Here is a 24819-nt window from a genome sequence, read left to right on the forward strand (position 1 = left end):
AGAGTATCAATTAATTAAAGGAGTTTAGTTATGAAAGTACTTATTACTGGATCAAATGGGCAGTTGGGAAGCCAGTTGTTGAATATAATAAAAAGAGGGAAAAGTGAACTTGGAGAGATTGACATCGCGTATAAAACTGCAGAAATAAAAGGTGTAGATGTTGAAGAATTAGATATCACGGATTTGTATCAAATTAAAAAAATTATACATGAATATAAGCCAAACATTGTAATCAATCCCGCGGCATATACCAATGTAGATGAATGCGAAGACAATCAAGAATTAGCTTTTAAAGTTAATTCACTAGGAACAAAAAATCTAGCAAGAGTCTGTGAAGAAGTAGGTGCGAAGTTGGTTCACATATCTACTGATTATGTGTTTGAAGGAAATGGACAAGTACCTTACAGAGAATATGATGTGCCACATCCAGTTAGTGTTTATGGTAAAACGAAATGGTTGGGTGAGGAGTATATAAAGCAGTTTTGTAACAAATATTTTATCGTTAGAACATCATGGTTGTATGGATATAATGGAAAAAATTTTGTTAAGACTATCATGAAGTATGCAAAAGAAAAAGGTCACTTGAATGTAGTTAATGATCAAAGAGGAAATCCAACAAATGCTGAGGATTTAGCACACCATATATTAAAAATTGCATTAACTGAAGATTATGGAGTGTATCATTGTACAGGAGAAGGAGAATGTACGTGGTATGATTTTGCATATAAAATAGTTGAGTATGCAGGGATAGAGTGTACTGTATCTCCAGTAACGTCAGACGAATTCAAACAGAAAGCTAAAAGACCATCATACTCATCTTTAGATAATATGATGCTAAGATGTGGTGTTGGAAATGAAATGAGAGAGTGGACTGAAGCTCTTAAAGAATTTATTGCAAATATATAAAACTGGAGGAATTATGGGAAAGTTTAATTTTATAGAAACTAAAATTAAAGATCTTTATATAATAGAACCTGCTGTATTTGGAGATCAAAGAGGATATTTTATGGAAAGCTACAATAAAAAAGATTTCCATGAGGCAGGACTAACAATGGAATTTGTACAAGATAATGAATCTAAATCAAAGAAGGGGGTTCTAAGAGGACTTCATTTTCAAACAAAATGTGTACAGGGGAAATTAGTGAGAGCAACTAAAGGTGAAGTTTTTGATGTGGCAGTAGATTTAAGAAAAGGATCACCAACCTATGGGCAATGGGAAGGTGTAATTCTTTCTGAAGATAATAAAAGACAATTCTATGTTCCTGAGGGATTTGCTCATGGTTTTTTAGTTCTTTCAGATGATGCGGTATTTAATTATAAATGTACTAACTATTATGCACCAGAGTATGATGGTGGTGTTAAGTGGGATGATTCAGAAATAGGAATAGATTGGCCTCTTGAGAAAATTGAAGAAGTCTTATTATCAGAAAAAGATAAGAATCAAAAATTATTAAAAGAACAAGAAATACCATTTGTTTATGGGGAGGAATAAAAATATGAAAACAATGTTAGTAACTGGAGGAGCAGGATTTATTGGCTCTAACTTTGTAAAACATATATTAGGTAAGTATGATAACTATAGATTAGTAAATCTTGATGCTCTAACATATGCAGGAAACTTAGAAAACTTAAAAGAAATTGAAGAAGGGCAGAAATATAGATTTATTAAAGGCGGTATAGCAGATAGAGAATTAGTAGAAAGAATTTTTGAAGAAGAAAATATAGATTATGTAGTAAACTTTGCAGCAGAATCACATGTAGATAGAAGTATTGAAGATCCAGAAATATTTATAAAGACTAATGTAATGGGAACACAGGTGCTTTTAGATGTAGCAAAGAAAAATTGGGTAACTGGAAAAGATGAATTTGGATATCCAGTATATAGAGATGGAGTAAAATATCTTCAAGTGTCTACTGATGAAGTTTATGGAACACTGGGAAAAGAGGGTATGTTTAAAGAAACAACACCACTTGCACCAAATAGTCCATATTCTGCATCAAAAGCAAGTGCAGATATGATAGTGAGGGCATATAATGAAACATTTAAGATGCCAATGAACATAACAAGATGTTCAAACAACTATGGGCCATATCAATTTCCAGAAAAGCTTATACCATTAATGATTGCTAATTGCTTAAATGAAAAAGAGCTTCCTGTGTATGGAGATGGAATGCAAATAAGAGATTGGTTACACGTAAAAGATCACTGTGTTGCGATAGATACAGTACTTCATACAGGAAAGAGTGGAGAAATATATAATGTAGGAGGAAACAATGAAAAAGCCAATATTGAAATAGTAAAGCTTATAATAAAAACTTTAGGTAAAAGTGAGCGTTTAATAAAGTATGTAAAAGACAGATTAGGTCATGATAGAAGATATGCAATAGAAAACACTAAAATTACTACAGAGTTAGGATGGGAGCCATCTTATACATTTGAGCAAGGGATGAAAGAGACTATAGAGTGGTATTTAGAGAATCAAAAGTGGATGGATAATGTTACAAGTGGTGAATACAAAGAGTATTATGAAAAAATGTACAATAAATAGTTAATATATCCAACACGCATAAGATAATCAATAACTATTTTCAATGTATAGTTAAGTCTTTAAAGTATTGCATATTGAAACTGTTTTTTTTAGAATCACTTTTTTAGATAGTTTTTGAATAATTTAATTTCAGTTTTTGATATGTATTTATGATAGAAGGAAGCATGTAGGAGTATCTGAATAATACTTCTGATTATTTTAAAGTCAAAAATAATAAGCTAGTAACCACTAGAATGTTTTATAGATATTTTTTAATGCTTTCTCACGAGGAAGCATTAAAAAATAAGTAAATAGAATTTAAAATAATAAGACCAATGTAGAATTGTTTTTAATGACAATATTATCAAATTTAAAGGTATCTTAAAAGAATATTTTTGTAAGGGAGTATTTTTGTATGGCGAAAACTAAAGTGATTGCTTTTTATTTACCGCAATTCCATGAAATACCAGAAAATAATGAGTGGTGGGGGACAGGTTTTACAGAATGGACAAATGTTAGAAAAGCTAAACCTTTATTCGAAAAACATTACCAACCAAGAATTCCGTTAAATAGAAATTACTACAACTTGTTAGATGAAAAAACCCAAGAATGGCAAGCAGAGTTAGCAAAAAAATACGGTATCCATGGATTTTGTTATTATCATTATTGGTTTAATGGTAAAATGTTGTTAGAAAAGCCTATGGAAAATATGCTTAATAACAAGAATGTAGATATACCTTTTTGTATTTCATGGGCTAATGAACCATGGGCTAGAACCTGGGATGGAAAAGATAAAGAAGTATTAATGCCGCAAGTATATGGAGATAAAAATGATTGGAAAAATCATTTTGAATATTTATTGCAATTTTTTAAAGATGAAAGATATATAAAAGTAAATAATAAACCAGTTATGTTGATTTATAGGACAAATAACATTGAAAAGTGTTCAGAAATGGTTCAAACATGGAATGATATGGCTAAAGAAAATGGGTTTGAAGGTGTGTATATAGTGGAAACTTTAAATTCATTTCAAAATAAACCTGCAATAGATAATTCTGAAGCAGTTGTAGAATTTGAGCCAATGCTAACTATTAGACATTATTTACCAATATATAAACAGTGTTATAGATATTTAAAAAAGAAACTTAAAATATTAGATGTATTAGAATATGATGATATATGGGAAAGAATTGTTGAAAGAGATATTGATTATGGGAAGAAAAAATATTCAGGTGCATTTGTTTCTTGGGATAATACTGCACGTAAAGGTAAAAAGGGCTTAGTTACCAGAAATTCAACCCCTGATAAATTTAAATGTTACCTAAAAAAACAGTTAGATAAAGCTGAAAGTCAGAATTCAGAGTTTGTTTTTATAAATGCTTGGAATGAATGGGCTGAAGGTACATATCTTGAACCAGATGAAAAATGTAGTTTTGATTATTTGGAAAAAATTAAAGAGCTTACTTAATTAAAAGAGGAAAATATTATGAATATCTGTTGTGTTATCGTAACTTATAATATTGGTAAAGAAATATTAAGGACTTATCAAAGTATAGAGAAACAAGTAAATAAGGTTATATTTGTAGATAATGGATCTAATGATGCAACTGTAAGTGTTTTAAAAGAGATTTCTTACAACAATGAAAATTGTGATGTTATTTTCTGTAAAAAAAACGAGGGTATAGCAAGAGCTTTAAATATAGGTATAAAAAAAGGTATATCTTTATATAATGCAGACTTTATTTTAACATTGGACCATGACAGTATAGCTTCTGAAAATATGGTAAAGAAAATGATGGCTGTTTACGAAAGATTGAAAGATAAAGAAAATATAGCAATACTTAGCCCGGCTATATACGATATAAACAAAAAAGATTATTTAACAACTGTTAATGATAAAGAATTTCAAAACATAAAAGAACCAATACAATCAGGTTCTTTAATCAAAGCGAATATTTTTAAAGAAATAGGTTTCTATAATGAAAAGTTGTTTATATATTATGTTGACACTGATTTATGTTATAGATTATTGTTAGCAAATTACAGTTTAATACAATGTAATAAGGCAATTTTGAATCATGAAGAAGGAAAAAAAACTAGCAAAAAAGTACTTGGGAAAATTGTTTTTTACAATAATTATGGTAACAACGCGGTTTACTATAGAGCTAGAAATAATATATATATGAGAAAAAAGTATAAAAATTACTTTGAAAGCAAAGATAGATTATTAAAAGACTTTATTAAAATTTTAATTTTTGATTCACATAAAATGAAAAAAAATAAATATCACTTATTAGGAGTTATTCACGGATTATTTGGTATTTATAAAAAATAATAAGTGGAGGTTGGACAATGTTATTACATCCGTTAAATGTATATACTTTAAGTTTTTTGTTTACATTTCTTCTCTACATATTTGGGTGGTCAAGCCTATACCCCAAATTTTCTTGGCAACTAATTTTGTTTTTTGTTGTAACATTTATAATTAATACTATTCTTTTTACTTTTTTGAATAAGAAGAAAAAGGTATCATATTATGATATAAAATCTAGTAAAAAATATAGGATTATAACAATAATAATATTGGCATGCTATGTAATGGAATTTATTTATGAAGGTAAAGTACCTTTTATTTCAATAATTTTGCATGAAGCATATAATTATAAATCATTTGTAGGAATACCTACTTTTCATATGATTTTAATAACTTTTAATCCATTTTTTGCAACTTTAGTGTTTCAAGCATTTTTATCTATTAGAAAAAAAGAGTACTTATTTTTATTTTTATTAAATATATTACCAGCATTGTTGTTATTTAGTAGAGGTATGTTATTAGCTATAATACTAAATTGTATTTTTGTATATTTATTATCTTTAAGCAAATTTAAATTAAATAAAGCCAAAATTACAGGAATAATATTAACTTTTATTTGCTCATTAATTATCTTGTATTTTTTTGGAGTTTTAGGAAATATTAGGATTGCGCAACAAATTGGATCGGAAAAGAAAGTGAATAAAACAATTATTTTGGATGTTGGTGAAGCCACTGAAAAATTTAGAAATAGTAGTATTCCAAAAGAATATTTTTGGGCATATTTATATGCTTCTTCTCCGCTAGCTAATTTGCAAAATACTATTAATTCTGTTGATAAGAATTTTGAATTTAAAGAAGTACCTGAATTTATAAAATCTGAACTTATATGGGATTTTATAAGTAAAAGAATTGGTAAAAGTAATGTGAAGTATAATCCAGTATTAATAACACCTCACTTAACAGTTTCTTCAGTATATATTGGACCATACCTAAGATTAGGATGGACTGGAATGTATATTATGTATATTTTTACAGCTTTAATGATTTTAATTTATATTTTAGCATTAAGTAAGTATAATAAATATTATGTCACAGGGATATGTATACTTAATACATTATTAGTTTTAAATTTATTCTCAAATATGTTTGTATATAGTGCTATAAGTTTTCAATTAGCTTACCCATTATTTTTAGGAGTTTTTGAAAAGTTATATAAAAGCAATAAATTTAATAAATATAAAAGTTACATAAAAAATTATACTGATGGCTTTAGAAAAATTAAAATATAAAAGTTATAGTAGTAAATATAAATAGTTAAAAGACTGAGATTTAATATTATTGTTTATAAATATATTATAATATATCAATTTAATATATTTATTTCTTACAAAATTAAAAATAGGAATGAGTAATCTTATGAGTGAGTTATATAAAAAAGCTAGTGTAACATTTATAATAAAAATTTTGGGGTTGGGAATTGGATTTGCATTTCAAATTATATTGGGAAGAACTTTACAAGCTGAAATATACGGTAAATACACCATGTTTATAACGTATGCCAATATAATTAATATTTTGATTGTACTAGGTATGGATAGAAATCTTATAAAAGAAGTTGCTAAATTATCAAATAAAAAAATTGAGAGCTTTAAATTATTTAAATTTGCATTAAAAATGAGTTCAATATTATTTTTATTAATTTCAATATTTGTTCTTATATTTTATCGTCAATTGGAAATAACATCCGACTTAGTATATTTATTTTTGATTACATTGATAATTAAAGCAATAATTTGTCTTGTTGATGGGTATTTACAAGGTATTGGAATGGTAACTAAGGTGACTTTTTTTAATGTTCTTTTTAATAATATATTAAAGTTTGTTACATTTATTATGTTTTTCAAAATATATAATAATGGGTTATACTCAGCGATATTAAGTTTTATAATAAGTGAAGTTATATGTATAGTGTTAAGGGGTGTATTTATAAAACGTTATAATAAAGGTTTTATAAACACTGAATTTAAAATTAGTAATGAAACTAAAAGAAAATTTATTAAATATTCTTTAACACTAGTATTAATATCAAGTATAGGAATAATGATGCAGAACGTAGATAAACTTATGATAACTAAATTTATTAGTTTTGAGAGTGTTGGAATTTATAAAGTAGTTCAAAATTATGTTATGCTAATAGGAATATTTATAACACCCTTTATTGCATTTTGGCCTGTAATTTCAAAATTATATGGAGAAAACAAAATTCTTGAAATTGAAGTTGAAATGAAAAAAATAGTCAAAATAGTAACTTCAATGGTAATTCCGATGTTTTTCATTTTCTTCTTTTTAAATGAAAAGTTATTATTAATTTTTGGAAATCAATATGTGTCATATGAATCAAAAAATGTACTCTTGATTTTATCTTTTGCATTTTTATTTGATGCAATATCCGGACCTATCGGGTCAATTTTAAATATGACTAATTATGCTAAATATGCATTAATTAACAATGTTGTTTGCTTAGTATTGAATGTTGTATTGAATTTTATATTTATAAAAATGTATGGTATCATAGGAGTTGCTATTGGAACTGGAATTAGTATTATTGTAAACAACTTAATATCAATAATAGAGGTTAAGATACTATTGGGGATTTTTGCCTATAATTTTGGTAATTTAATACAGATAATTCTTTTTTCATTAGGTAATTTTATTTTAGGTAGTTGGTTAATTCAGATAATAAAATTTCAAAATTTGTATATTTATATAATTGCATTTAGTATAGTAATATATTTAGTCAATTTTATTAGTTTGATTTTTATCAATAAAAAACTTATACTTGAGAAATTTGATAAATAGGAAGGAATGAAAAGTTTGACTGTAGTAGAGGAAATAAAGAAGAGTAAAAATTTATCACTAAAAACTTATTTTTTAAGTTCATATTTAATATCAAATAGAATATCACCGTATATATCAAGTATATATATTAGCAAGAAGGTATTACCTAATAGAATAACTTTACACATGATTTATAGTGGAATAATTGGAGCTATCTTTTTTTCTTTACCTAATATTTATTTGAAGTTAATAGGAGCTGTATTTATACACTTATGGTTTATTTTAGATTGTTCAGATGGTGAGGTTGCAAGATATACTAAAACATTTTCCAGATATGGTAAGGAGTTGGATTATATGGCTCATTTAATAGATCATCCGTTATTTGGATTTTCAATACTGATGTCATTAACACAACTAGGAAGATATAATACTTTTTATTTAGTAATATTGGTTATGTTAAGTAATTTGGTAGATTATTTAAATAGAAATTTGTATATGTTGTATAATATTATTGATTTAAAAGAGAAAGAGAGATTTAAAAATAGTAATACTAATTTTGAAAAATGGACTATTAAGAAAAAAATATTATTTATAACTAATATTTTTACTATATATCCAAATTTCGTGTTATTTGGAGTTATTATATATTTTGTTGATTATTTTGCAAATACAAATATCTTGTTAGTTTACTTGATTTTAAACGTTACTTTAACTTTTTTATTTGGAAGTAGAAGCTTGATAAAAATCACAAAAAAATTTTATTTTTCAAATTAGCAAATAAAAAGGAGGAAAAAAATGCAAGCAATTATTTTAGCAGCTGGAATGGGGAAACGTCTTAAAGAATTAACAAATGATAATACGAAATGTATGGTCAAGGTAAACGGAGTAACTATGATTGAAAGGATGCTTTTTCAATTGGATCAGTTGAATTTGTCGGGCATTGTAATTGTGGTTGGGTACGAAGGGGATAAGCTGATTGATTATATTTCAACTTTGAATGTACAAACACCGATTACTTATGTAAATAATGAAATATATTACAAGACTAACAACATTTACTCTCTATATTTAGCAAGAAATTATATGTTAAAAGAAGATACATTATTACTAGAGTCCGATTTGATATTTGAAGATTCTGTTTTGAAGAAGATTTTAGATGATCCATATCCGAGTGTGGCTTTAGTAGCAAAATACGAAAGTTGGATGGATGGTACAGTTGTTACTCTTGATTCAGAAAACAACATAAAAAGTTTCTTGGATAAAAAGCAGTTCAAATTCGCTGATATTAAGAATTACTATAAAACAGTTAATATATATAAGTTCAGCAAGCAATTTTCTAATACGCATTATGTACCTTTCTTGGAAGCATATAGCAAGGCGCTTGGTGATAATCAGTATTATGAGCAAGTATTAAAGGTGATAGCTTTGTTGGATAAACCTGAGATAAAAGCGACAATATTGGGTCATGAATCATGGTATGAAATTGATGATGTTCAAGATTTGGATATTGCTGAATCAATTTTTACAAAATCTACAGAAGATAAGCTGAAAAGATTTCAAAGTAGATATGGAGGATACTGGAGATATCCTCGTTTAATAGATTTTTGCTATTTGGTGAACCCATTCTATCCACCTACAAAGCTGCTTGATGAAATTAAAGCCAACTTTGAACGATTGATATGTGATTATCCCTCAGGGATGAATGTTAATAGCTTGCTTGCAGCCAAATATTTTGGGATTAACAAAGAACAGCTCTGTGTAGGTAATGGTGCTGCTGAATTGATTAAGTCTTTGATGAATAAAATCACTGGAAAACTAGGAATGGTTCTTCCTACTTTTGAAGAGTATCCAAACAGAAAAAATCCAGAAGATATTGTAGCATACTATCCTGATAACAATGACTATGCTTATACAGCTGATAATTTGATAGATTACTTCGATGATAAGGATATTTCAGCTTTGATACTGATTAATCCAGATAATCCATCTGGTAATTACATCGAAAAAGAAGATGTATTACGCATATCAAAGTGGGCAGAGAAAAAGGGTATTAAGTTTATTGTTGATGAATCTTTTGTAGATTTTGCCTATACGATAGAGCCAGCAACTTTACTGGAAGAGGAAGTGTTAAATAACAATCCTAATCTTATAGTTATAAAGAGTATTTCTAAATCTTTTGGTGTACCAGGATTACGATTGGGTGTAATAGCTACTAATGATAGAAATTTAATTAGTTATCTTAAGAATGACGTTGCTATTTGGAATATTAACTCTTTTGGAGAATTTTATATGCAGATATTTGAAAAGTATAAGAGTGACTATGAAAATGGATTAGAGAAATTCAAAGCTGTGCGTAGAGATTATGTTAATAAATTAAAAGAAATTAAAAATTTGAGAGTAATTCCATCGCAGGCAAATTATATAATGTGTGAAGTATTATCAGAATATAAAGCTACTATTTTAACCGAAGAGTTACTATCAGAGCATAATATTTTTATTAAGGATCTGTCAAAAAAGAAAGGATTTAATAATAAGCAATATATTAGGATTGCAGTAAAAACAACAGAGGAAAATAATTCATTAGTTGATGCTATGAAGAAAATATTGATTTAGAGGTGAAGTTATGAATATAATAGATCATCAAAGTATAATAAATCTTGGAATAGGAACCTCAGAATTTTATGAATGGGTAGAGGAAATGTTAATAAATAAAGAAACAGCAATTCTACCTCCCAAAATAAGTATGAAACCTACTAAACATATTTTTTATAATACAATGCCAAGCATTATACCTAAGTATAATATTGCAGGAGTTAAAGTTGTCAGTAGATATCCTAATAGAATACCAGCTCTTGATAGTCAAATTCTTTTATATGATTTAGAAAAAGGAAATTTAAAAGCATTATTAGATGGAAACTATATTACTGCTATGAGAACAGGGGCTGTAGCTGCTTTTTCAATAGAGTTATTAGCTATTAAAGAGTATAAAACAATTGCTATGATAGGGTTAGGGAATACTGCAAGAGCAACTTTTAAAATACTAGTAGATAAAAATAAGGATAGAGAATTAACGATAAAATTGTATGATTATAAGAATCGTGCACGAAATTTTGCTAACGAATTTGAAAAGTATAAAAATGTGAGATTTGAGATATATGATAGTTATGACAAAGTAATTTCAGGTAGTGATGTAGTAATATCATGTGTCACATATGCTAAGGGTGATTTCTGTTCTAATCATTGTTACAAGGAAGGGTGTCTTGTAGTTCCTGTTCATACACTTGGATTTCAGAATTGTGATTTGTTTTTTGATAAAGTATTTGCAGATGATATAAATCATGTAAAAGGGTTTAAGTATTTTGATAAATTCAAAAAACTTGCAGAAATATCAGAAGTAGTTACTGGAAAAAAAGAAGGAAGAAAAAATGAAAAAGAACGTATTTTAGCCTATAATATTGGGATTTCTTTACATGATATTTTCTTTGCACAGAAGATATATGAGTTAATAGGTGATGATTTTAAAGAAGAAGTTGAATTAAATGCTCCAAAAGAAAAGTTTTGGGTCTAAAGACTTAAAAAAAATATTTAATTGATTTCTTTTGATAGTTAAATAGTTTTTTGATTATAATAAATTTTAAATAAATCTAATAATATTTAGGCATATTCTAAATTCAATAAGTATAATATTTAAAATTTATCAAAATAGTCATCTGATAATTAAAATATTTAGAAAGATAAAGGTGATTAGTTATTAAACTATAAGGATTAAACTCATGTTTCTTTGTATATTTGATAATTTTAATTTACTTTATTTTTATACTAAGGAAGAGGATTCAGCTTACAGATGCGTTAAAAGAATTAGCTACTATTGAAGAAATGTATGCGTATGATTTTGAAGGAAGAAGACATGATGTTGGAGATAAATTAGGGTTCTTAGAAGCAACAGTTGAATATGCTCTTAAGAGAGAAGGTTTAGGAAGAGAGTTCATGAAATATCTACAAAGCTTAAAGGACAATGATACATTTAAGGATTTATATAATGAAGTAGCTGATTCATCAAAATAATCCAGGAGGAAACAATCATGAATATTCTAGTTTGTGGAGGAGCAGGGTATATTGGAAGCCATATGGTAGCGGAACTTTTAGATAATGGTCATCAAGTTGTAATCCTTGACAACCTTCAAAAAGGACATAATGAAGCTATACTAGGCGGGAAATTATACGTTGGTGATATAAGAGATAGAGAAATATTAGATAAAGTATTTAATGAGAATAAAATTGATGCTGTCATAGATTTTGCTGCTGATTCTCTTGTGGGAGAAAGCGTACAAGAACCACTAAAATATTTTAATAATAATGTAGGTGGAACAATTTCCTTATTAGAAGCAATGAGAGATCATAATGTTAAATATATTGTATTCTCATCTACAGCAGCAACATATGGAGAACCTGAGAATATTCCTATCTTAGAAGAGGATAGAACATTACCAACTAATCCATATGGAGAATCTAAATTAGCAGTAGAGAAAATTCTAAAGTGGTGTGATAATGCATATGGTATTAAATACACAGCTTTAAGATACTTCAATGCTGCAGGAGCACATATTAGTGGAAAAATAGGTGAGGATCATCAACCAGAATCTCACTTGATTCCAATAATACTTCAAGTTGCTTTAGGCAAAAGAGAAAAGATCTTTATGTTTGGAGAAGACTACAATACTAAAGATGGTACTTGTGTTAGAGATTATATCCATGTAACAGATTTAGCAAATGCTCATCTTTTAGCACTTGAAAGATTAATGAATGGTGGAGATAGTGCAATATATAACTTAGGAAACGGAAAAGGATTTTCTGTAAAAGAAGTTATAGAGGTGGCTAGAAAAGTAACAGGGCATCCAATACCAGCTGAAATCGCACCAAGAAGAGCAGGGGATCCAGCTACGCTTATCGCTTCAAGCGAAAGAGGAAAGAATGAATTAGGATGGGAACCAAAATATAATTCATTAGAAACAATAATAGATACAGCATGGAATTGGCATAGTAATCATCCAAATGGATACTAACATGTTAGAACACCCTTCTTAAAAAAGAAGGGTGTTTTTTAATAATAATTAAATTTTAAGAATCATATCGTATATATACATACTCCCAAAAATCAAATCCACATAGCAGAATAAATCTCTTAGGAACAAACACATAGATTAATTTCATATCATTTACATAAGTATCACTATCTGCAACTATCCACTCTTCAATTGGACCATGATCGCTTACATTTGTTTTAATATTATAAGGAGTGTATGGAGTAATGTTAACAGACTCTTTTGGAACCCAGAATAATACTCTGAAATGAGGAAGTCTATCACTACCTATGATATAATCAAATTTTTTGTCATCCCTTATAAAATAATTATTATCAAATGTTTTCGCCATACAGAAAGCATTATCTTCACTTAGTGTAACAGGAGATATTAAAATAATACCCATAATCATTAATGATAAAGTCAGCATTTTCCCTTTCAAAGTTAATCATCCTTTAGCTAAATAGAATAGGTTTCTATTTCAAACCTTTTCTATATGCTTTCCATCAGAATGAATTTTAAACAATAATTCCATAGGGGACTGTCACCACCCGAAGTATCTTGTACCATATAACGACTCGAGGAAATCGAAAATCAGAAATCTTTAGAAAAAAACAGGATTATTATGTTTATCTAAAGATTCTAAGAGAAGTGCTTGAATATTATAACAGTGAATATGAGATATTAAGCTACTGTTTAACATACCTAGCAGAAGTCTCTCATCTTCTATAAGTGGGAGATGAATGCGTAATATTAATACTTTTACATGGATAAAAAATCATAAATGTGAAATAATAAGAATGAATGTTCTTGTGATTCGTTTTGATTGTAATGAAAAGTAAAGGTGTTGAAAGTAATGAAAATCAACAAAGCATATAAATTCAGAATGTATCCAAATGAAAATCAAATAAAGATTATTGAAAAATCTTTTGGTTGTTCAAGATATGTATATAATCATTTTTTAAACCAAAGGAATGAAATATATAAAGCTGAAAAAAGATGTATGAAATATACAGAACAATAAAATCAATTACCAAGTATGAAAAAAGAACTTGTATGGCTTAAAGAAGTTGATAGTACATCATTGCAGATGTCACTAAGAAATCTTGATGCTGCATTCAAAAATTTCTTTGAAGGTAGAGCAGACAGACCAAAATTCAAAAGTAAAAGAGACAACTATAGAGATTCTACCGTGAAATTTGACTTATACATGTATCAAAATATCGATGGTTCTACGATTTTTGTACATGTATAAATCAAGTATTGAACTGAGATATCTATATAAAACATATACAAGTAATTTTGTGAATAACAATATTGAAATAAAAAAAGATAAAATAAAACTGCCTAAATTGAAATATGTTAATGCAAAAATTCATAGATATTTTGAAGGTAGAGTAATAAACGCTACTGTTTCTAAAACATCAAGTGGTAAATATTTTGTATCTATATGTGTTGAAACAAAGATAGAGCCATTAAAAAAAGTATCGGGGAATGTTGGTATAGACTTAGGGTTATGTCATTTTGCAATATTATCAAATGGTGAAAAGATTGAAAATCCGAAGTATCTAAAAAAGTCATTAGATAAATTGGCAAAGGAACAAAGAAAATTAAGTAGTAAAGAAAAAGGCAGTAACAATTGGAATAAGCAAAGAATAAAGGTTGCTAGACTACATGAACGTATATCTAATCAAAGATTAGACTTCATCCATAAGTTATCTAAAAGAATTATAAGCGATAATCAAGTTATAATTCTTGAAGATTTATCAGTTAAAAATATGATGAAGAATGATAAATTAGCTCAAAGTATTTCAGATGTAAGTTGGTATAAATTTGTTACTATTCTAGATTATAAGGCAAAATGGTATGGAAGAAAAATTCATAAAATAAATAGATGTGTAAATTATATAATCAAATTAGCCAAAAATTATAATCTCAAACTACACAAATTTGTACATTTTTTAGTATAATATTTCAAAAAAAGTTAGGAGAAATATTATGAGAAAAGATGTGTCAAATCAAATAAATTTAATAAGAGAGGAGATAGATTTATTGAATAAAAGCGAATTAGCTAGACGATTTAATTGCGATAGAAGAACAATCGATAAGTACTTAACAGAATCAAATAGTTCTACAAGAAAACCTAGAGTTATTAATGGGAAACTTGATGATTATAAAGAAATAGTTAAAGATAAAGCTGATAACTATGGATCTACTTCAATGGCTATATTCAAATTTATACAGAAAAAAGGCTATACAGGAGGATACCAAACAGTAAATAGTTTTGTGAAAAAACATAGAAAATCACAGGTGAAAAAAGCAACAATAAGGTTTGATACAAGTCCAGGACTTCAAGCTCAAGTAGATTGGAAAGAAAGTATAAAAATGATTAATAAGGAAGGTGAAGTATTTGAAGTAAATATATTTTTGATGGTTCTAGGATATTCAAGACTAAAATATTTGAAATTAACAATGGATAGAACTCAAAAAACTCTGTTTGAATGTTTATTTGAAGCTTTTAGATATTATCAAGGGATACCTAAAGAAATACTTTTCGATAATATGTCCACGGTAGTGGATAGGAATACTACTTCTTTTAAAAATGTATCCATAAATAAAAATTTCAAATACTTCTCTATGGATGCTGGGTTTGATGTAATCACATGTAGACCATATAGGCCTCAAACTAAAGGTAAAGTAGAAACTCTAGCGAAGCTAGTGGACAGGCTAACGCCTTTTAATGAAGAATTCAATACATTTGAAGATTTAGAGAAGATAGTAGAATCATTTAATCATGATATTAATAGTGAAATTTCACAAGCAACGAACGAGGTACCATTTATAAGATTTGAAAAAGAAAAAGAGTATTTAAACCCGTTACCTACAATGGATATCCTTCTATCATATTTCCACCACGAAAAAGAATATAAGGTATCTAATGAATCCATGATTAGATATAAAGGTAAAAAATACTCCGTTCCAACCTGTTATATAGGTTGTTATTTAACCGTTTCAGAAATAGAATCTGAACTTTATATTTATTATACTAAAGATTTAGTTGCTTGTCATAAGATATCCGATAAAACTTTTCACTATAAAAAAGATCATGCAAAAGAAATACTACTTTCAAATGCTCTGAGCCATTATGCAGAAGATGATGTAGAACTTTTTATTGAAGAAAACTTAAAGAATATGGATATTTTTTTAGAGGAGTGATTAAATGAGTAATTATAACAAACTACTTAATAACCTTGAAACACTGAAATTAGAGAAATTTAGAAGTTTTCTGCCAAACTTCTTAGATGAAATAACTAATAAGGATCTTACATTTATTGATGCTTTATTAGCATTGACAGAGAAAGAATTAGAATTTAGAAATGAGAGAGCTTCAAGGATTCAGATAGCTGTATCTGCATTTCCTTTTGAAAAAACTTTGTCAGATTTTGATTTCGATTTTCAACCTTCAATAAACAAAACTCAAATATTAGATTTAGAGAGTTTAAGGTTCATTGAAAATAAAGAAAACATACTATTCTTTGGTTCTTCAGGGGTTGGAAAAACTCACTTAGCTGTAGCACTTGGTGTTGCTGCAGCTAAGAAAAGACATTTAACTTATTTTATATCATGTCATGATTTAATTATGCAGCTCAACAAAGCTCATGCGGAGAATAGATTAGAAACAAAATTAAAACACTATGCAAAGTACAAGTTATTAATTATTGATGAAATAGGTTATCTACCAATTGATAAACAAGGTGCTAACCTATTGTTTCAATTAATAAATAAGAGATACGAGAAAAATTCAACTATTATAACTACCAATCAACCTTTTAGTAAATGGGGTGAAGTTTTTTCAGATATTACACTTGCTAACGCAATATTGGATAGACTGATTCATCATTCAAGTATTGTTAAAATCACTGGACCATCCTATAGATTAAAAGGAAAGATAGAGGTAATGGAAAGTAAGAAAATCAAAAATCAATAATTATAATAATTGTACATTTTGAGATTATAATTTTTGTGCATTTTGGGATTGACATTTACAAGATGGTATCCATCATCTAAAACATGCAATAATTGTGGTCATGTTTTAGATGAAATGCCACTGCATATAAGAGAATGGAAATGTCATAAATGCGGTAGCATTCATGATAGGGATATAAATGCCAGTAGGAATATATTGAAGCAAGGGTTATTAGAGATATAAGAACCGTAGGTCTTACGGGGATAGCCTGTGGAGAAAGTAGATTGCGAAATCTGTGAAGCAGGAAAAGTTCTTGGATATACCAAGAAGCCCCCACTTCAGCGTAAGTAAGTGGAGGGAGAGTTCACTGACTAATCATGTTCATTTACAGGTTCAAACTCATGAAAAACATATTAAATTTCTTATGGGAAGATTGAATTCTTTTTATGCAAGATATTTTAACAGAATTCAAAACAGAAAGTAATATGAAGATGGACCTAAAAGGCATCTAAAAATAGAATTTAAATTCTATTTTTAGATGCCTTTTTCGCTATTTTTAGAGTGAATACCAGTTGATTTGATTAAATTCGGGTGGTGACAGTCCCCTACAATGGTTTCCTAGTAACTAAAGTATTATTTTTTAAATCATATACATTGATGAAGTCAGGAGAGATAGTATAAAGAAAATCTCCCTGCAGCGTTATAAATTCAGATATTTGATCGATATAATTACCATTATCAGAATCCTTCTCGTCATTAAAGGTAGTTATAAGATTAACATCAAAATCACCCTTATCATTTTGTTTGTAAATCAGTAAATGTTCTTTATAATCCTTAGATTTAAGTGTCATAGGTAAAGCTAGAACTTTGTTTTCTTCATCGTAGTACATTAATCCTTTAATCCCGTATGCATCTTTAGTAGAAAGATTAGCTTTACTTATAAGATTATAATCCCAGTCGTAAATATTCATAGTGAATAAAGTGGATTCACCTGGAATTATGTTTAAGGCAAAAATATAATCATGAGTATAATACATATCACCAGTAATTATATTAGTAGCATCTCTAACTGAAATTTCACTGTTATCAAAAGAAAATGAAGCGTATTCACCCTTGCATCCATCTAAGGATGAGTAATATTTAACAAATAAATTATTATCTAAGAAATAGAATCTGTCAATTACAGCATATTTATTGACAAAGTAGGTATCCAATATATTTAGTGTATCATCAAGAAGATACATGGCAAATGAAGATTGATCGTTGTTCTTCAAAGTTGTAATTAATTTCAATGAATTATTTTCTATGTTTAGAGCATCATAAAATGTAATATTACCTGGTACTTCTATACTGTAGTTATCTAAAAAAAGCTTTTCATCAATACTTAACTTATAGACCTGTGTTTTATTGTTGTTAGAAGAAGTCAGGTAAATAAAATTATCATCTGAGTAGATTGAGTCACCTACTCCCCATATTGTCTTTGCATCGCAAAGAGTAATATCATCTTTAAGAGATACAGTAATACCACATAAATAATTCTTTTCATCCACTTCACTTGGGAGTGAGTAAATATTATTTATGTTATAAAAAGTTTGTTCTCCATCAATAGAATAATAAGGTAAGAAACTAAGATCTAAATAAGTTTCTTTATATGGAGTATGCTTAGAAAATATCATCATTAAATCACCAGAAAATTTAATGTGCATAAGATTTCCTGATAATGAAAATTCTTTAACTAGAGAAGGTGATTCTAAAATATCAATATTGAATATTTTAATTGAAGTAATTGAATCAGTTGTTATAAATGGTGAGCTAGATGTATTAAGCTCTTTAAGTTGATCACCTAAAACTATAAGATAGTTATCTCTAATATATAAATCATGTATATTAAAATTATCTAATTTGATTTGAGTTAATAGCTTTGAGTTTGCAGCAGATAGCTCCAATAACTCAATAGTATTGTCTTTAACTCTAAAAATATGATTATCACCATATTTAACATAGTCATTAAAGTAAGAATTTGTTATGATGGCTGACCAACTAATACTATTTTCAGAATTATCCATACTGTGAATAATATTATCAAAATTTTCTATATTGTTAAGCTGAAAACTTGTTCCTTGGTTTAAGTCAGCAGCATATGTGGTTTTATTAACATAAAATATGGATAAAAATAATATCAAAAATAAGTATTTGTTAAATCTGGTCATAATCATTCTCCTTTGTTATCTTCTTCTAATATATGAACGTATAGACAGTATATTTAGTTGCACATTTTTATAGAAAAAATATAAATTTTTTATGTTAAAAAATTTAAGGTTTCTTAAAGAATTAACCTATTATATATGATATAATTTAAATTAATGCTAAAAATTTGGAGGTCTTGAGATGAGTATTAATAATAAAAAAATAACTCTTCAATTAAGTAAAAATGAAGAAATATTGATGCAGGAAATTAAAAGAGAAATGATGGAACAGGATTTAGAAGAGCTGCCAAGTATAAATGAAAATGAAATAGGAATAGATATAGTTTATTTATATAGAACAGGAAATGAAGTAGAGGTTAGAGCTTTCATTAGAAATGCTACAGATAATGATGTAATCATTAGAACATGTGATTTTGAACTTTATAACTTAAAAGAAAATAAGAGTGTTGCAAAAACAAGACTAGATATTATGGATTATTTTGAAAGTATATCTAGCATGAAAGCAAGAGCTATAGATATAATCTTTGAAGATGTAGATGAAGAAATAGGTGAAAAAGAAGATTATGAAATAAGATGGAATGAAAATTTAGAATGTGGTGAAGTATCAGAGCTAGATTATAGTTTTATTAATGAAATTGAAGATAAAAAAGATATAATCCTTGAATTCACACAACATTTGAAGCCAATTATGAAAGATAGGGTTGAATTAGATTTATTTAGTCTTGGATATAATGCTAATGGAGAAATTGATGTTTTATTTCTTGTAAGAAATTCACATAATGCTACTGTTGATATTAATAGATTACCTTTAAAAATCTATATGGATGAAGAACTTGTAGCAGGTGGTGTTTTCAATACTGCGGATTTAATAATTGATAAAAATTCTGGTAAGATGTTTAAGTTTGAACTTAAGAAAGAATTTATTTTTAAGGATGAAATTGACTTCCAAAAATGTGACATAAAATTTGAGTAGGAGGAACGAAAATGAATAAAAAAATATTAATTCCAATTATGGTGGTATTATTAATAATTGGAGGAGTTGTATTTGGCATATATAAAAGTGAGCAAGGCAAAGGAACACCAGATAATAAGTATGTTACAGTAAAACATAGAGATGCTTCATTAGGATCTATTGTTGGTGTGGATTTAAGTGAAGAAGGAAAAAATAAATATCCAATGGCTGAAACTTATAGAGTTTTTACAGAAGAGAATTTCGAAATGTCAGTAGAAGCAACAAAAATAGGGGAAGAAACAATTATTCTTCCTAAATCAAAACCAGGAAAAACTGTAGTGATATATCTTTTTGATAAAGAAGGGGATTTAGTAGATAAATTAAACAGTAAGATAATTAAATAATAAGGGATGGGGTGATTTAATGGGCTTTAAGAAAGCTATGAGAAGAAAATTAATATCCTTTGGACTAGCTGCGGGTTTAGTTTTTGGACAAAGTGTACAAGCTTTCGGAGATATTAGAAATGATGTTTTGTTTTATTTATTGACATACTATAAAGATGGAGTTCCTGTTGAAGCTTTAAAGGCAAAGTCTATAGATGAGATGATGGAGATTATTGGAGATAAATATACAAAGTATTATTCAGAAGATGAATATAATGACTTTGTGAATAATATTGATAATAAGATATTTGGAATTGGTGTTTATATAAAACAACATGAGGATGGAATATTTGTAAGCGATGTTATTAAAACAGGACCTGCTGAAGCTGCTGGAATTAAAAGTGGAGATATAATAATCAAAGCAGATGAGCATGATCTTAAAGGATTAACTTTAGAAGATGCATCAGCTTATGTAAAAGGTGATAAGGGAACTGCGGTTAAGATTATTGTAAAAAGAGGGGAAGAAGAGTTAACATTCAATGTTGAGAGAGATGAGATTAGACTTCCTACTGTAGAGTTAGAGTGGTTAAATGACAATACAACAGCTCATATTATAATAAATACTTTTGGAGAAAAAACTACAGAAGAATTTTATAATTTGGTTAAAGTAGCTCAAAAGCAAGAGGCTCATAACTATATCATTGATTTAAGATACAATGGTGGAGGATATATGAACGTAGCCCTTGAAATAGCTGGGATGATTATTGGAGATGAGACTGCACTAGTTGTAGACAGAAAGCAAGAAAAAAATATTGAATTAAAGGGGTATGGCAGTGATATACGTATAGACAAGCCGATTATATTCCTTGTAAATGGTATGTCTGCAAGTTCTTCAGAAATTCTATCTGCAGCAATAATGGATTATGATAAAGCTTACTTTATTGGAGATACTACTTATGGAAAAGGTGTTGCCCAATCACTTATTCAATTAAGTGATGGAAGCGCTCTTAAAGTAACAACACAAGAGTTTTTCTCACCAGGAAAGAGAAAGATAAATGAGATTGGAATTACTCCGAATTTAGTTAATACAGATGTGAATCCATTGCTTTTAGCAAAACTAATTTTTAGCAAAATGAATAATGCAGAAGAATCATTTGTAAAAATTACAGAAGAAGAACAACTTTATGTAGTTAATGATAAGCAATATAGAGATGAAAAGTTAAATGGATGGAAATTAAATATGGACATGATTTCTTCTGAGATAATCATTAAACCTGAGAAGAGTCTTAATGTTACATTTAATAGTGAAGCTCATGACTTAGTTGCAAACATCAAAGAAGATATCCATCTATACCATGGAAAAACAGGCGATGAAATTGAATTTAATTTATCAGCAGAAGGTAAGATATTAACTATAGATCCATTGGAAGATTTAGAAGTTGATGTGAACTATGTTCTTACCTTTGAGCCGGATTTTAAGTCACTTAAGGGCAGTAAATTAAATAGAGGAAAAATGGCAATTATAAAGGTTAGAAAGTAGTATAGAATATCTTAAATTGAATGTTAAATGATTTATTTATGGATATTTTTATATAAAATGGAGGTTAGGTTATGTTAGAAAAATTAAAAGGGCTTGAGAGTTACAAGGTATTTGAATATTTTAAGGCTTTAAATGAAATACCTAGAGGGTCAGGAAATGAAGAAGCTGTTTCAAATTGGCTTGTTGATTTTGCAAAAGAGAGAAACTTAGAGGTAATTCAAGATGAGGCTTTTAACGTAATTATTAAAAAGCCAGGAACAAAGGGATATGAGAATGCCAATACAGTTGTTCTGCAAGGTCACATGGATATGGTATGTGAAAAGAATAAAGGAACAGAACATAATTTTGATAAGGACCCAATCAAGTTTATTGTTGATGGTGATGTATTAAAAGCTGATGGTACAACGTTAGGAGCAGACAATGGTATTGCAGTTGCTTATGGATTAGCTCTTTTAGATGATGAAACATTAGAACATCCACCAGTGGAACTTCTTCTTACAACAGAAGAGGAAACAGGAATGGGTGGAGCACTAGCATTAGACCCTAAAAACATTGAAGGAAAGATGTTAATTAATATTGATTCTGAAGAAGAAGGAACACTTCTAGTTAGTTGTGCAGGAGGAGTAAGACAGGTTATAACTCTAGAAGGAGCTAAAGAGTCAGTAGAAGGTTGCGGACTTATTATAGAGATTAGAGGATTAAAGGGTGGACATTCAGGAATGGACATAAATAAGGAGAGAGGTAACTCTAATAAACTTATTGGTAGAATACTGAATGAATTACGCGGTGAGATGGAAGTTAGAATTCACAATATTAGCGGTGGATCTAAAATGAATGCTATACCTAGAGAATGTGATTGTACAGTTGTAGTTAATGAAGAAAATTTTGATAGAGCTGTTGAAATAATAAATAAATATCATGAAATATTTAAAAAAGAATTATCAGCGTCTGATAATGGAGTAGAAGTATCATTTGAAAATGTTGAAGTAAGCGATGCTTTCACAAAAGAAAGTAGTAATAAAATTATTGATTTACTTCTTATGATACCAAATGGTGTTCAATCGATGAGCATGCAGATAGAAGGGCTAGTTGAAAGTTCAACTAACATAGGTGTATGTATTTCAGAAGATAATAAAATTAGATTTGAGAGTGCTATTAGAAGCTCAGTAGAGAGTAGAAAATGGGAAATTGCTAAAAGAGGAGATGCACTATGCAGCTTACTTGGTGCTTCTGTAGAATATCAATCAGCTTATCCAGCTTGGCAGTACAGAGAAGATTCTAAACTAAGAGATTGTATGATTGATACTTATGAAAAGATTACTGGAAATAAGCCACATATAGATGCTATCCATGCAGGATTAGAATGTGGATTATTCGGTGGAAAATTTGGTGAAGAAATGGATATGGTTTCATTTGGACCAAACTTACATGATGTTCACACACCGAATGAATGGGTTGAAATATCTTCAGTAGATAGATGTTGGACATATCTTAAAGAGGTATTAAAGAGCTTAAAATAAAGAAATTTAAGGCTGGTCAATGAGACCAGCCTTTTTAGAGTATAAATTTATTATATAACATAATACTAAAGATAATATAGAAATTAGGAGGGTACTATGAGCGGAAATAAAATATTAAAAAAAAGTAATTCAATTATTTTATATAGTACTAAGCTTTATCTACTAAAAATATTTTTAGTAGTGGCAGTAGTATTTTTGATATGGAATACAAGATTAATATATGAACATGGGTTAATAGTGATGTTTTTTAGTGCAATTATGATGGTAAAGCCTATATATGGAATAAGATACATTGCCTTAATAAAGGAGTTAATGTGTGCAGCTGTTTCAGGTATAATTACTGCTGGTATAATTCAAACATTTGGAGTTGATATTATATCTTGTGCTGTTAGTTTGACTATAGCAATATTGATAAATATCAAAATAAATTGGAGAGAAAAGTTATATGGAGCATTTCTTGTTAATATATACATAATTGCAAACAGCATAACAATAATGAACTCAACTATAAAACCATTAACTTCATATATGTATGGAATAATAGGACTGATTATTGGTGGTTTCATTGGAATATTATTTAATAGTTTGTTTTCAACAGCATTTTTCAGTAAATTACTAAATAATAGTTTCAAATTTTTGATTGGTGAAATGATTTCTATCATTAAAAGTATGATGAATGGATTAGAGTATGAACAATATCATTTATTTCATATAAATACAAAGAAATTTCATAGAGTATTTAAGGATATTGAATGGATATATTCTCATTATGAAGAGAACTGGAATGAGGATAAATATAGACAATATAGCGAAGCCTACGAGAGAAAAAAATTAAACAATTGTGTTCACATAATTATGTTTATCAGAGAAATAGGTGTAGGATTATTTAATATTAATACATCATTAATGAAGATAGATAAAGATAAGCTTGAAGAAAATATAAGGAATAGTATCTTTAAAAAGCTTAAGGAACAAAGAGAATTCTTAGCATTACTTGAAGATTCCTTAGCTGAGTTAAATACTATTCCATATAAAACTAGTCCTGTTTCATTTGAAAAATATAATGATAAAGAATTAAGTAAAATAGAACACACACTAAAGTTTATGGATGATATTTTACTTAGTTAGTGAGAGGGTCTTTAAATCGTATTGCTCTATGATTTTCCACACAGATTTTTTGTTTTTCTTTAAAAGAAGATTATATTTTAATTCATTGTTATTTTTATCGATTCCTGTAACAGTGACTACTGAAACATATTCATCTTTGAAGTCTATGTATATTTCTTTTATTTTAATGAGCTTGTGTGAATTATGCATGCTTTTCATAGAATAACGCTCAATTGCATATATCATATCTTTGCTCTTGTTTGATATGTACTGACTTCTAAGTAGGAGTATAGTTATTACTAAAAAGAGTAAAATAAAAATAAATTTTTTCATGAAATCATCCTATAATAATTGCTTTATAAATTATTATATGGATTTAAAA

Annotated in this window: 25 protein-coding genes and 1 pseudogene; 23 read left to right on the forward strand and 3 right to left on the reverse strand. The window is 28.1% G+C overall.

The features are described from left to right. Positions 1–30: 30 nt before the first annotated feature. The 12 genes and pseudogenes from rfbD (at position 31) to galE (ending at position 12743) form a co-directional block, all read left to right on the forward strand. Positions 31–906, forward strand: a complete 876-nt coding sequence (gene rfbD, locus OW730_RS07850; protein ID WP_271228497.1) for a dTDP-4-dehydrorhamnose reductase — start codon at positions 31–33, stop codon at positions 904–906. Between the two features lie 13 nt (positions 907–919). Beyond that, the gene (gene rfbC, locus OW730_RS07855) at positions 920–1492 is read left to right on the forward strand and encodes a dTDP-4-dehydrorhamnose 3,5-epimerase (RefSeq protein WP_271228498.1); all 573 of its coding nucleotides are present in this window, start codon (positions 920–922) and stop codon (positions 1490–1492) included. Positions 1493–1496: 4 nt separating this feature from the next. After that, positions 1497–2549, forward strand: a complete 1053-nt coding sequence (gene rfbB, locus OW730_RS07860) for a dTDP-glucose 4,6-dehydratase (RefSeq protein WP_271228499.1) — start codon at positions 1497–1499, stop codon at positions 2547–2549. A 394-nt stretch (positions 2550–2943) separates the two neighbouring features. Beyond that, on the forward strand, positions 2944–3996 hold the full coding sequence (locus OW730_RS07865; protein ID WP_271228500.1) for a glycosyltransferase WbsX family protein: 1053 nt from the start codon (positions 2944–2946) through the stop codon (positions 3994–3996). Positions 3997–4014: 18 nt separating this feature from the next. Beyond that, a complete protein-coding gene (locus OW730_RS07870; protein WP_271228501.1) occupies positions 4015–4863 on the forward strand; it encodes a glycosyltransferase in 849 nt (282 codons plus the stop codon). 17 nt (positions 4864–4880) lie between these two features. Continuing rightward, the gene (locus OW730_RS07875) at positions 4881–6131 is read left to right on the forward strand and encodes an oligosaccharide repeat unit polymerase (protein ID WP_271228502.1); all 1251 of its coding nucleotides are present in this window, start codon (positions 4881–4883) and stop codon (positions 6129–6131) included. A 127-nt stretch (positions 6132–6258) separates the two neighbouring features. After that, positions 6259–7701: an oligosaccharide flippase family protein gene (locus OW730_RS07880; RefSeq protein ID WP_271228503.1), complete on the forward strand. Its 1443-nt coding sequence runs from the start codon at positions 6259–6261 to the stop codon at positions 7699–7701. A 6-nt stretch (positions 7702–7707) separates the two neighbouring features. After that, positions 7708–8454, forward strand: coding sequence for a CDP-alcohol phosphatidyltransferase family protein (locus OW730_RS07885; protein ID WP_271228504.1), 747 nt, complete (start codon positions 7708–7710; stop codon positions 8452–8454). Positions 8455–8475: 21 nt separating this feature from the next. Then, entirely contained in the window at positions 8476–10293 is a 1818-nt protein-coding gene (locus OW730_RS07890) for an aminotransferase class I/II-fold pyridoxal phosphate-dependent enzyme (protein WP_271228505.1), read from the forward strand. A 10-nt stretch (positions 10294–10303) separates the two neighbouring features. Further along, the gene (locus OW730_RS07895) at positions 10304–11248 is read left to right on the forward strand and encodes an ornithine cyclodeaminase (RefSeq protein ID WP_271228506.1); all 945 of its coding nucleotides are present in this window, start codon (positions 10304–10306) and stop codon (positions 11246–11248) included. 263 nt (positions 11249–11511) lie between these two features. After that, positions 11512–11745, forward strand: a pseudogene (locus tag OW730_RS07900) (UTP--glucose-1-phosphate uridylyltransferase); the annotation flags it as partial. A 17-nt stretch (positions 11746–11762) separates the two neighbouring features. Then, positions 11763–12743, forward strand: a complete 981-nt coding sequence (galE, locus tag OW730_RS07905) for a UDP-glucose 4-epimerase GalE (RefSeq protein ID WP_271228507.1) — start codon at positions 11763–11765, stop codon at positions 12741–12743. Positions 12744–12798: 55 nt separating this feature from the next. Here the strand turns inward: galE and OW730_RS07910 are convergent, their stop codons facing one another. Beyond that, positions 12799–13167, reverse strand: a complete 369-nt coding sequence (locus OW730_RS07910; RefSeq protein WP_271228508.1) for a hypothetical protein — start codon at positions 13165–13167, stop codon at positions 12799–12801. Between the two features lie 450 nt (positions 13168–13617). Here OW730_RS07910 and OW730_RS07915 point away from each other — a divergent pair, with 450 nt between their 5' ends. From OW730_RS07915 to OW730_RS07940, 6 genes are read left to right on the forward strand one after another with little or no spacing between them, the layout of a single operon-like run. Further along, positions 13618–13785: a helix-turn-helix domain-containing protein gene (locus OW730_RS07915; protein ID WP_271228509.1), complete on the forward strand. Its 168-nt coding sequence runs from the start codon at positions 13618–13620 to the stop codon at positions 13783–13785. A gap of 15 nt (positions 13786–13800) precedes the next feature. Continuing rightward, on the forward strand, positions 13801–14016 hold the full coding sequence (locus tag OW730_RS07920; protein ID WP_271228510.1) for a hypothetical protein: 216 nt from the start codon (positions 13801–13803) through the stop codon (positions 14014–14016). Next, positions 14009–14731 carry an RNA-guided endonuclease TnpB family protein gene (locus tag OW730_RS07925; RefSeq protein ID WP_271228511.1) on the forward strand — a complete coding sequence of 241 codons (723 nt, stop codon included), beginning with the start codon at positions 14009–14011 and terminating at the stop codon, positions 14729–14731. Before OW730_RS07920 ends, OW730_RS07925 begins: the two co-directional genes overlap by 8 nt. Positions 14732–14759: 28 nt before the next feature. Further along, positions 14760–15977, forward strand: coding sequence for an IS21 family transposase (istA, locus tag OW730_RS07930; protein WP_271224840.1), 1218 nt, complete (start codon positions 14760–14762; stop codon positions 15975–15977). Between the two features lie 4 nt (positions 15978–15981). Then, the gene (istB, locus tag OW730_RS07935) at positions 15982–16749 is read left to right on the forward strand and encodes an IS21-like element helper ATPase IstB (RefSeq protein WP_271224841.1); all 768 of its coding nucleotides are present in this window, start codon (positions 15982–15984) and stop codon (positions 16747–16749) included. 48 nt (positions 16750–16797) lie between these two features. Beyond that, entirely contained in the window at positions 16798–16971 is a 174-nt protein-coding gene (locus OW730_RS07940) for a zinc ribbon domain-containing protein (RefSeq protein ID WP_271228512.1), read from the forward strand. Between the two features lie 362 nt (positions 16972–17333). Here the strand turns inward: OW730_RS07940 and OW730_RS07945 are convergent, their stop codons facing one another. Continuing rightward, entirely contained in the window at positions 17334–18938 is a 1605-nt protein-coding gene (locus OW730_RS07945; protein ID WP_271228513.1) for a beta-propeller domain-containing protein, read from the reverse strand. 178 nt (positions 18939–19116) lie between these two features. On the opposite strand from OW730_RS07945, the gene OW730_RS07950 reads away from it, so the two are divergent. The 5 genes from OW730_RS07950 to OW730_RS07970 all read left to right on the forward strand — a co-directional run bounded on the left by OW730_RS07950 (position 19117) and on the right by OW730_RS07970 (position 24458). Then, positions 19117–19908 carry an SLAP domain-containing protein gene (locus tag OW730_RS07950; protein ID WP_271228514.1) on the forward strand — a complete coding sequence of 264 codons (792 nt, stop codon included), beginning with the start codon at positions 19117–19119 and terminating at the stop codon, positions 19906–19908. 11 nt (positions 19909–19919) lie between these two features. Next, a complete protein-coding gene (locus OW730_RS07955; RefSeq protein WP_271228515.1) occupies positions 19920–20291 on the forward strand; it encodes a hypothetical protein in 372 nt (123 codons plus the stop codon). A gap of 19 nt (positions 20292–20310) precedes the next feature. Further along, the gene (locus tag OW730_RS07960) at positions 20311–21810 is read left to right on the forward strand and encodes a S41 family peptidase (protein ID WP_271228516.1); all 1500 of its coding nucleotides are present in this window, start codon (positions 20311–20313) and stop codon (positions 21808–21810) included. A gap of 71 nt (positions 21811–21881) precedes the next feature. Beyond that, positions 21882–23330 (forward strand): aminoacyl-histidine dipeptidase, encoded by a 1449-nt coding sequence (locus OW730_RS07965; protein WP_271228517.1) that lies wholly within the window; start codon positions 21882–21884, stop codon positions 23328–23330. Positions 23331–23426: 96 nt separating this feature from the next. After that, entirely contained in the window at positions 23427–24458 is a 1032-nt protein-coding gene (locus OW730_RS07970) for a hypothetical protein (protein ID WP_271228518.1), read from the forward strand. Here OW730_RS07970 and OW730_RS07975 read toward each other — a convergent pair. Then, positions 24447–24770, reverse strand: a complete 324-nt coding sequence (locus tag OW730_RS07975; RefSeq protein WP_271228519.1) for a hypothetical protein — start codon at positions 24768–24770, stop codon at positions 24447–24449. The genes OW730_RS07970 and OW730_RS07975 overlap by 12 nt on opposite strands. Between the last annotated feature and the right edge of the window lie 49 nt (positions 24771–24819).

This window comes from Oceanirhabdus sp. W0125-5 (assembly GCF_027938815.1).
Classification (GTDB): domain Bacteria; phylum Bacillota; class Clostridia; order Clostridiales; family Clostridiaceae; genus Oceanirhabdus.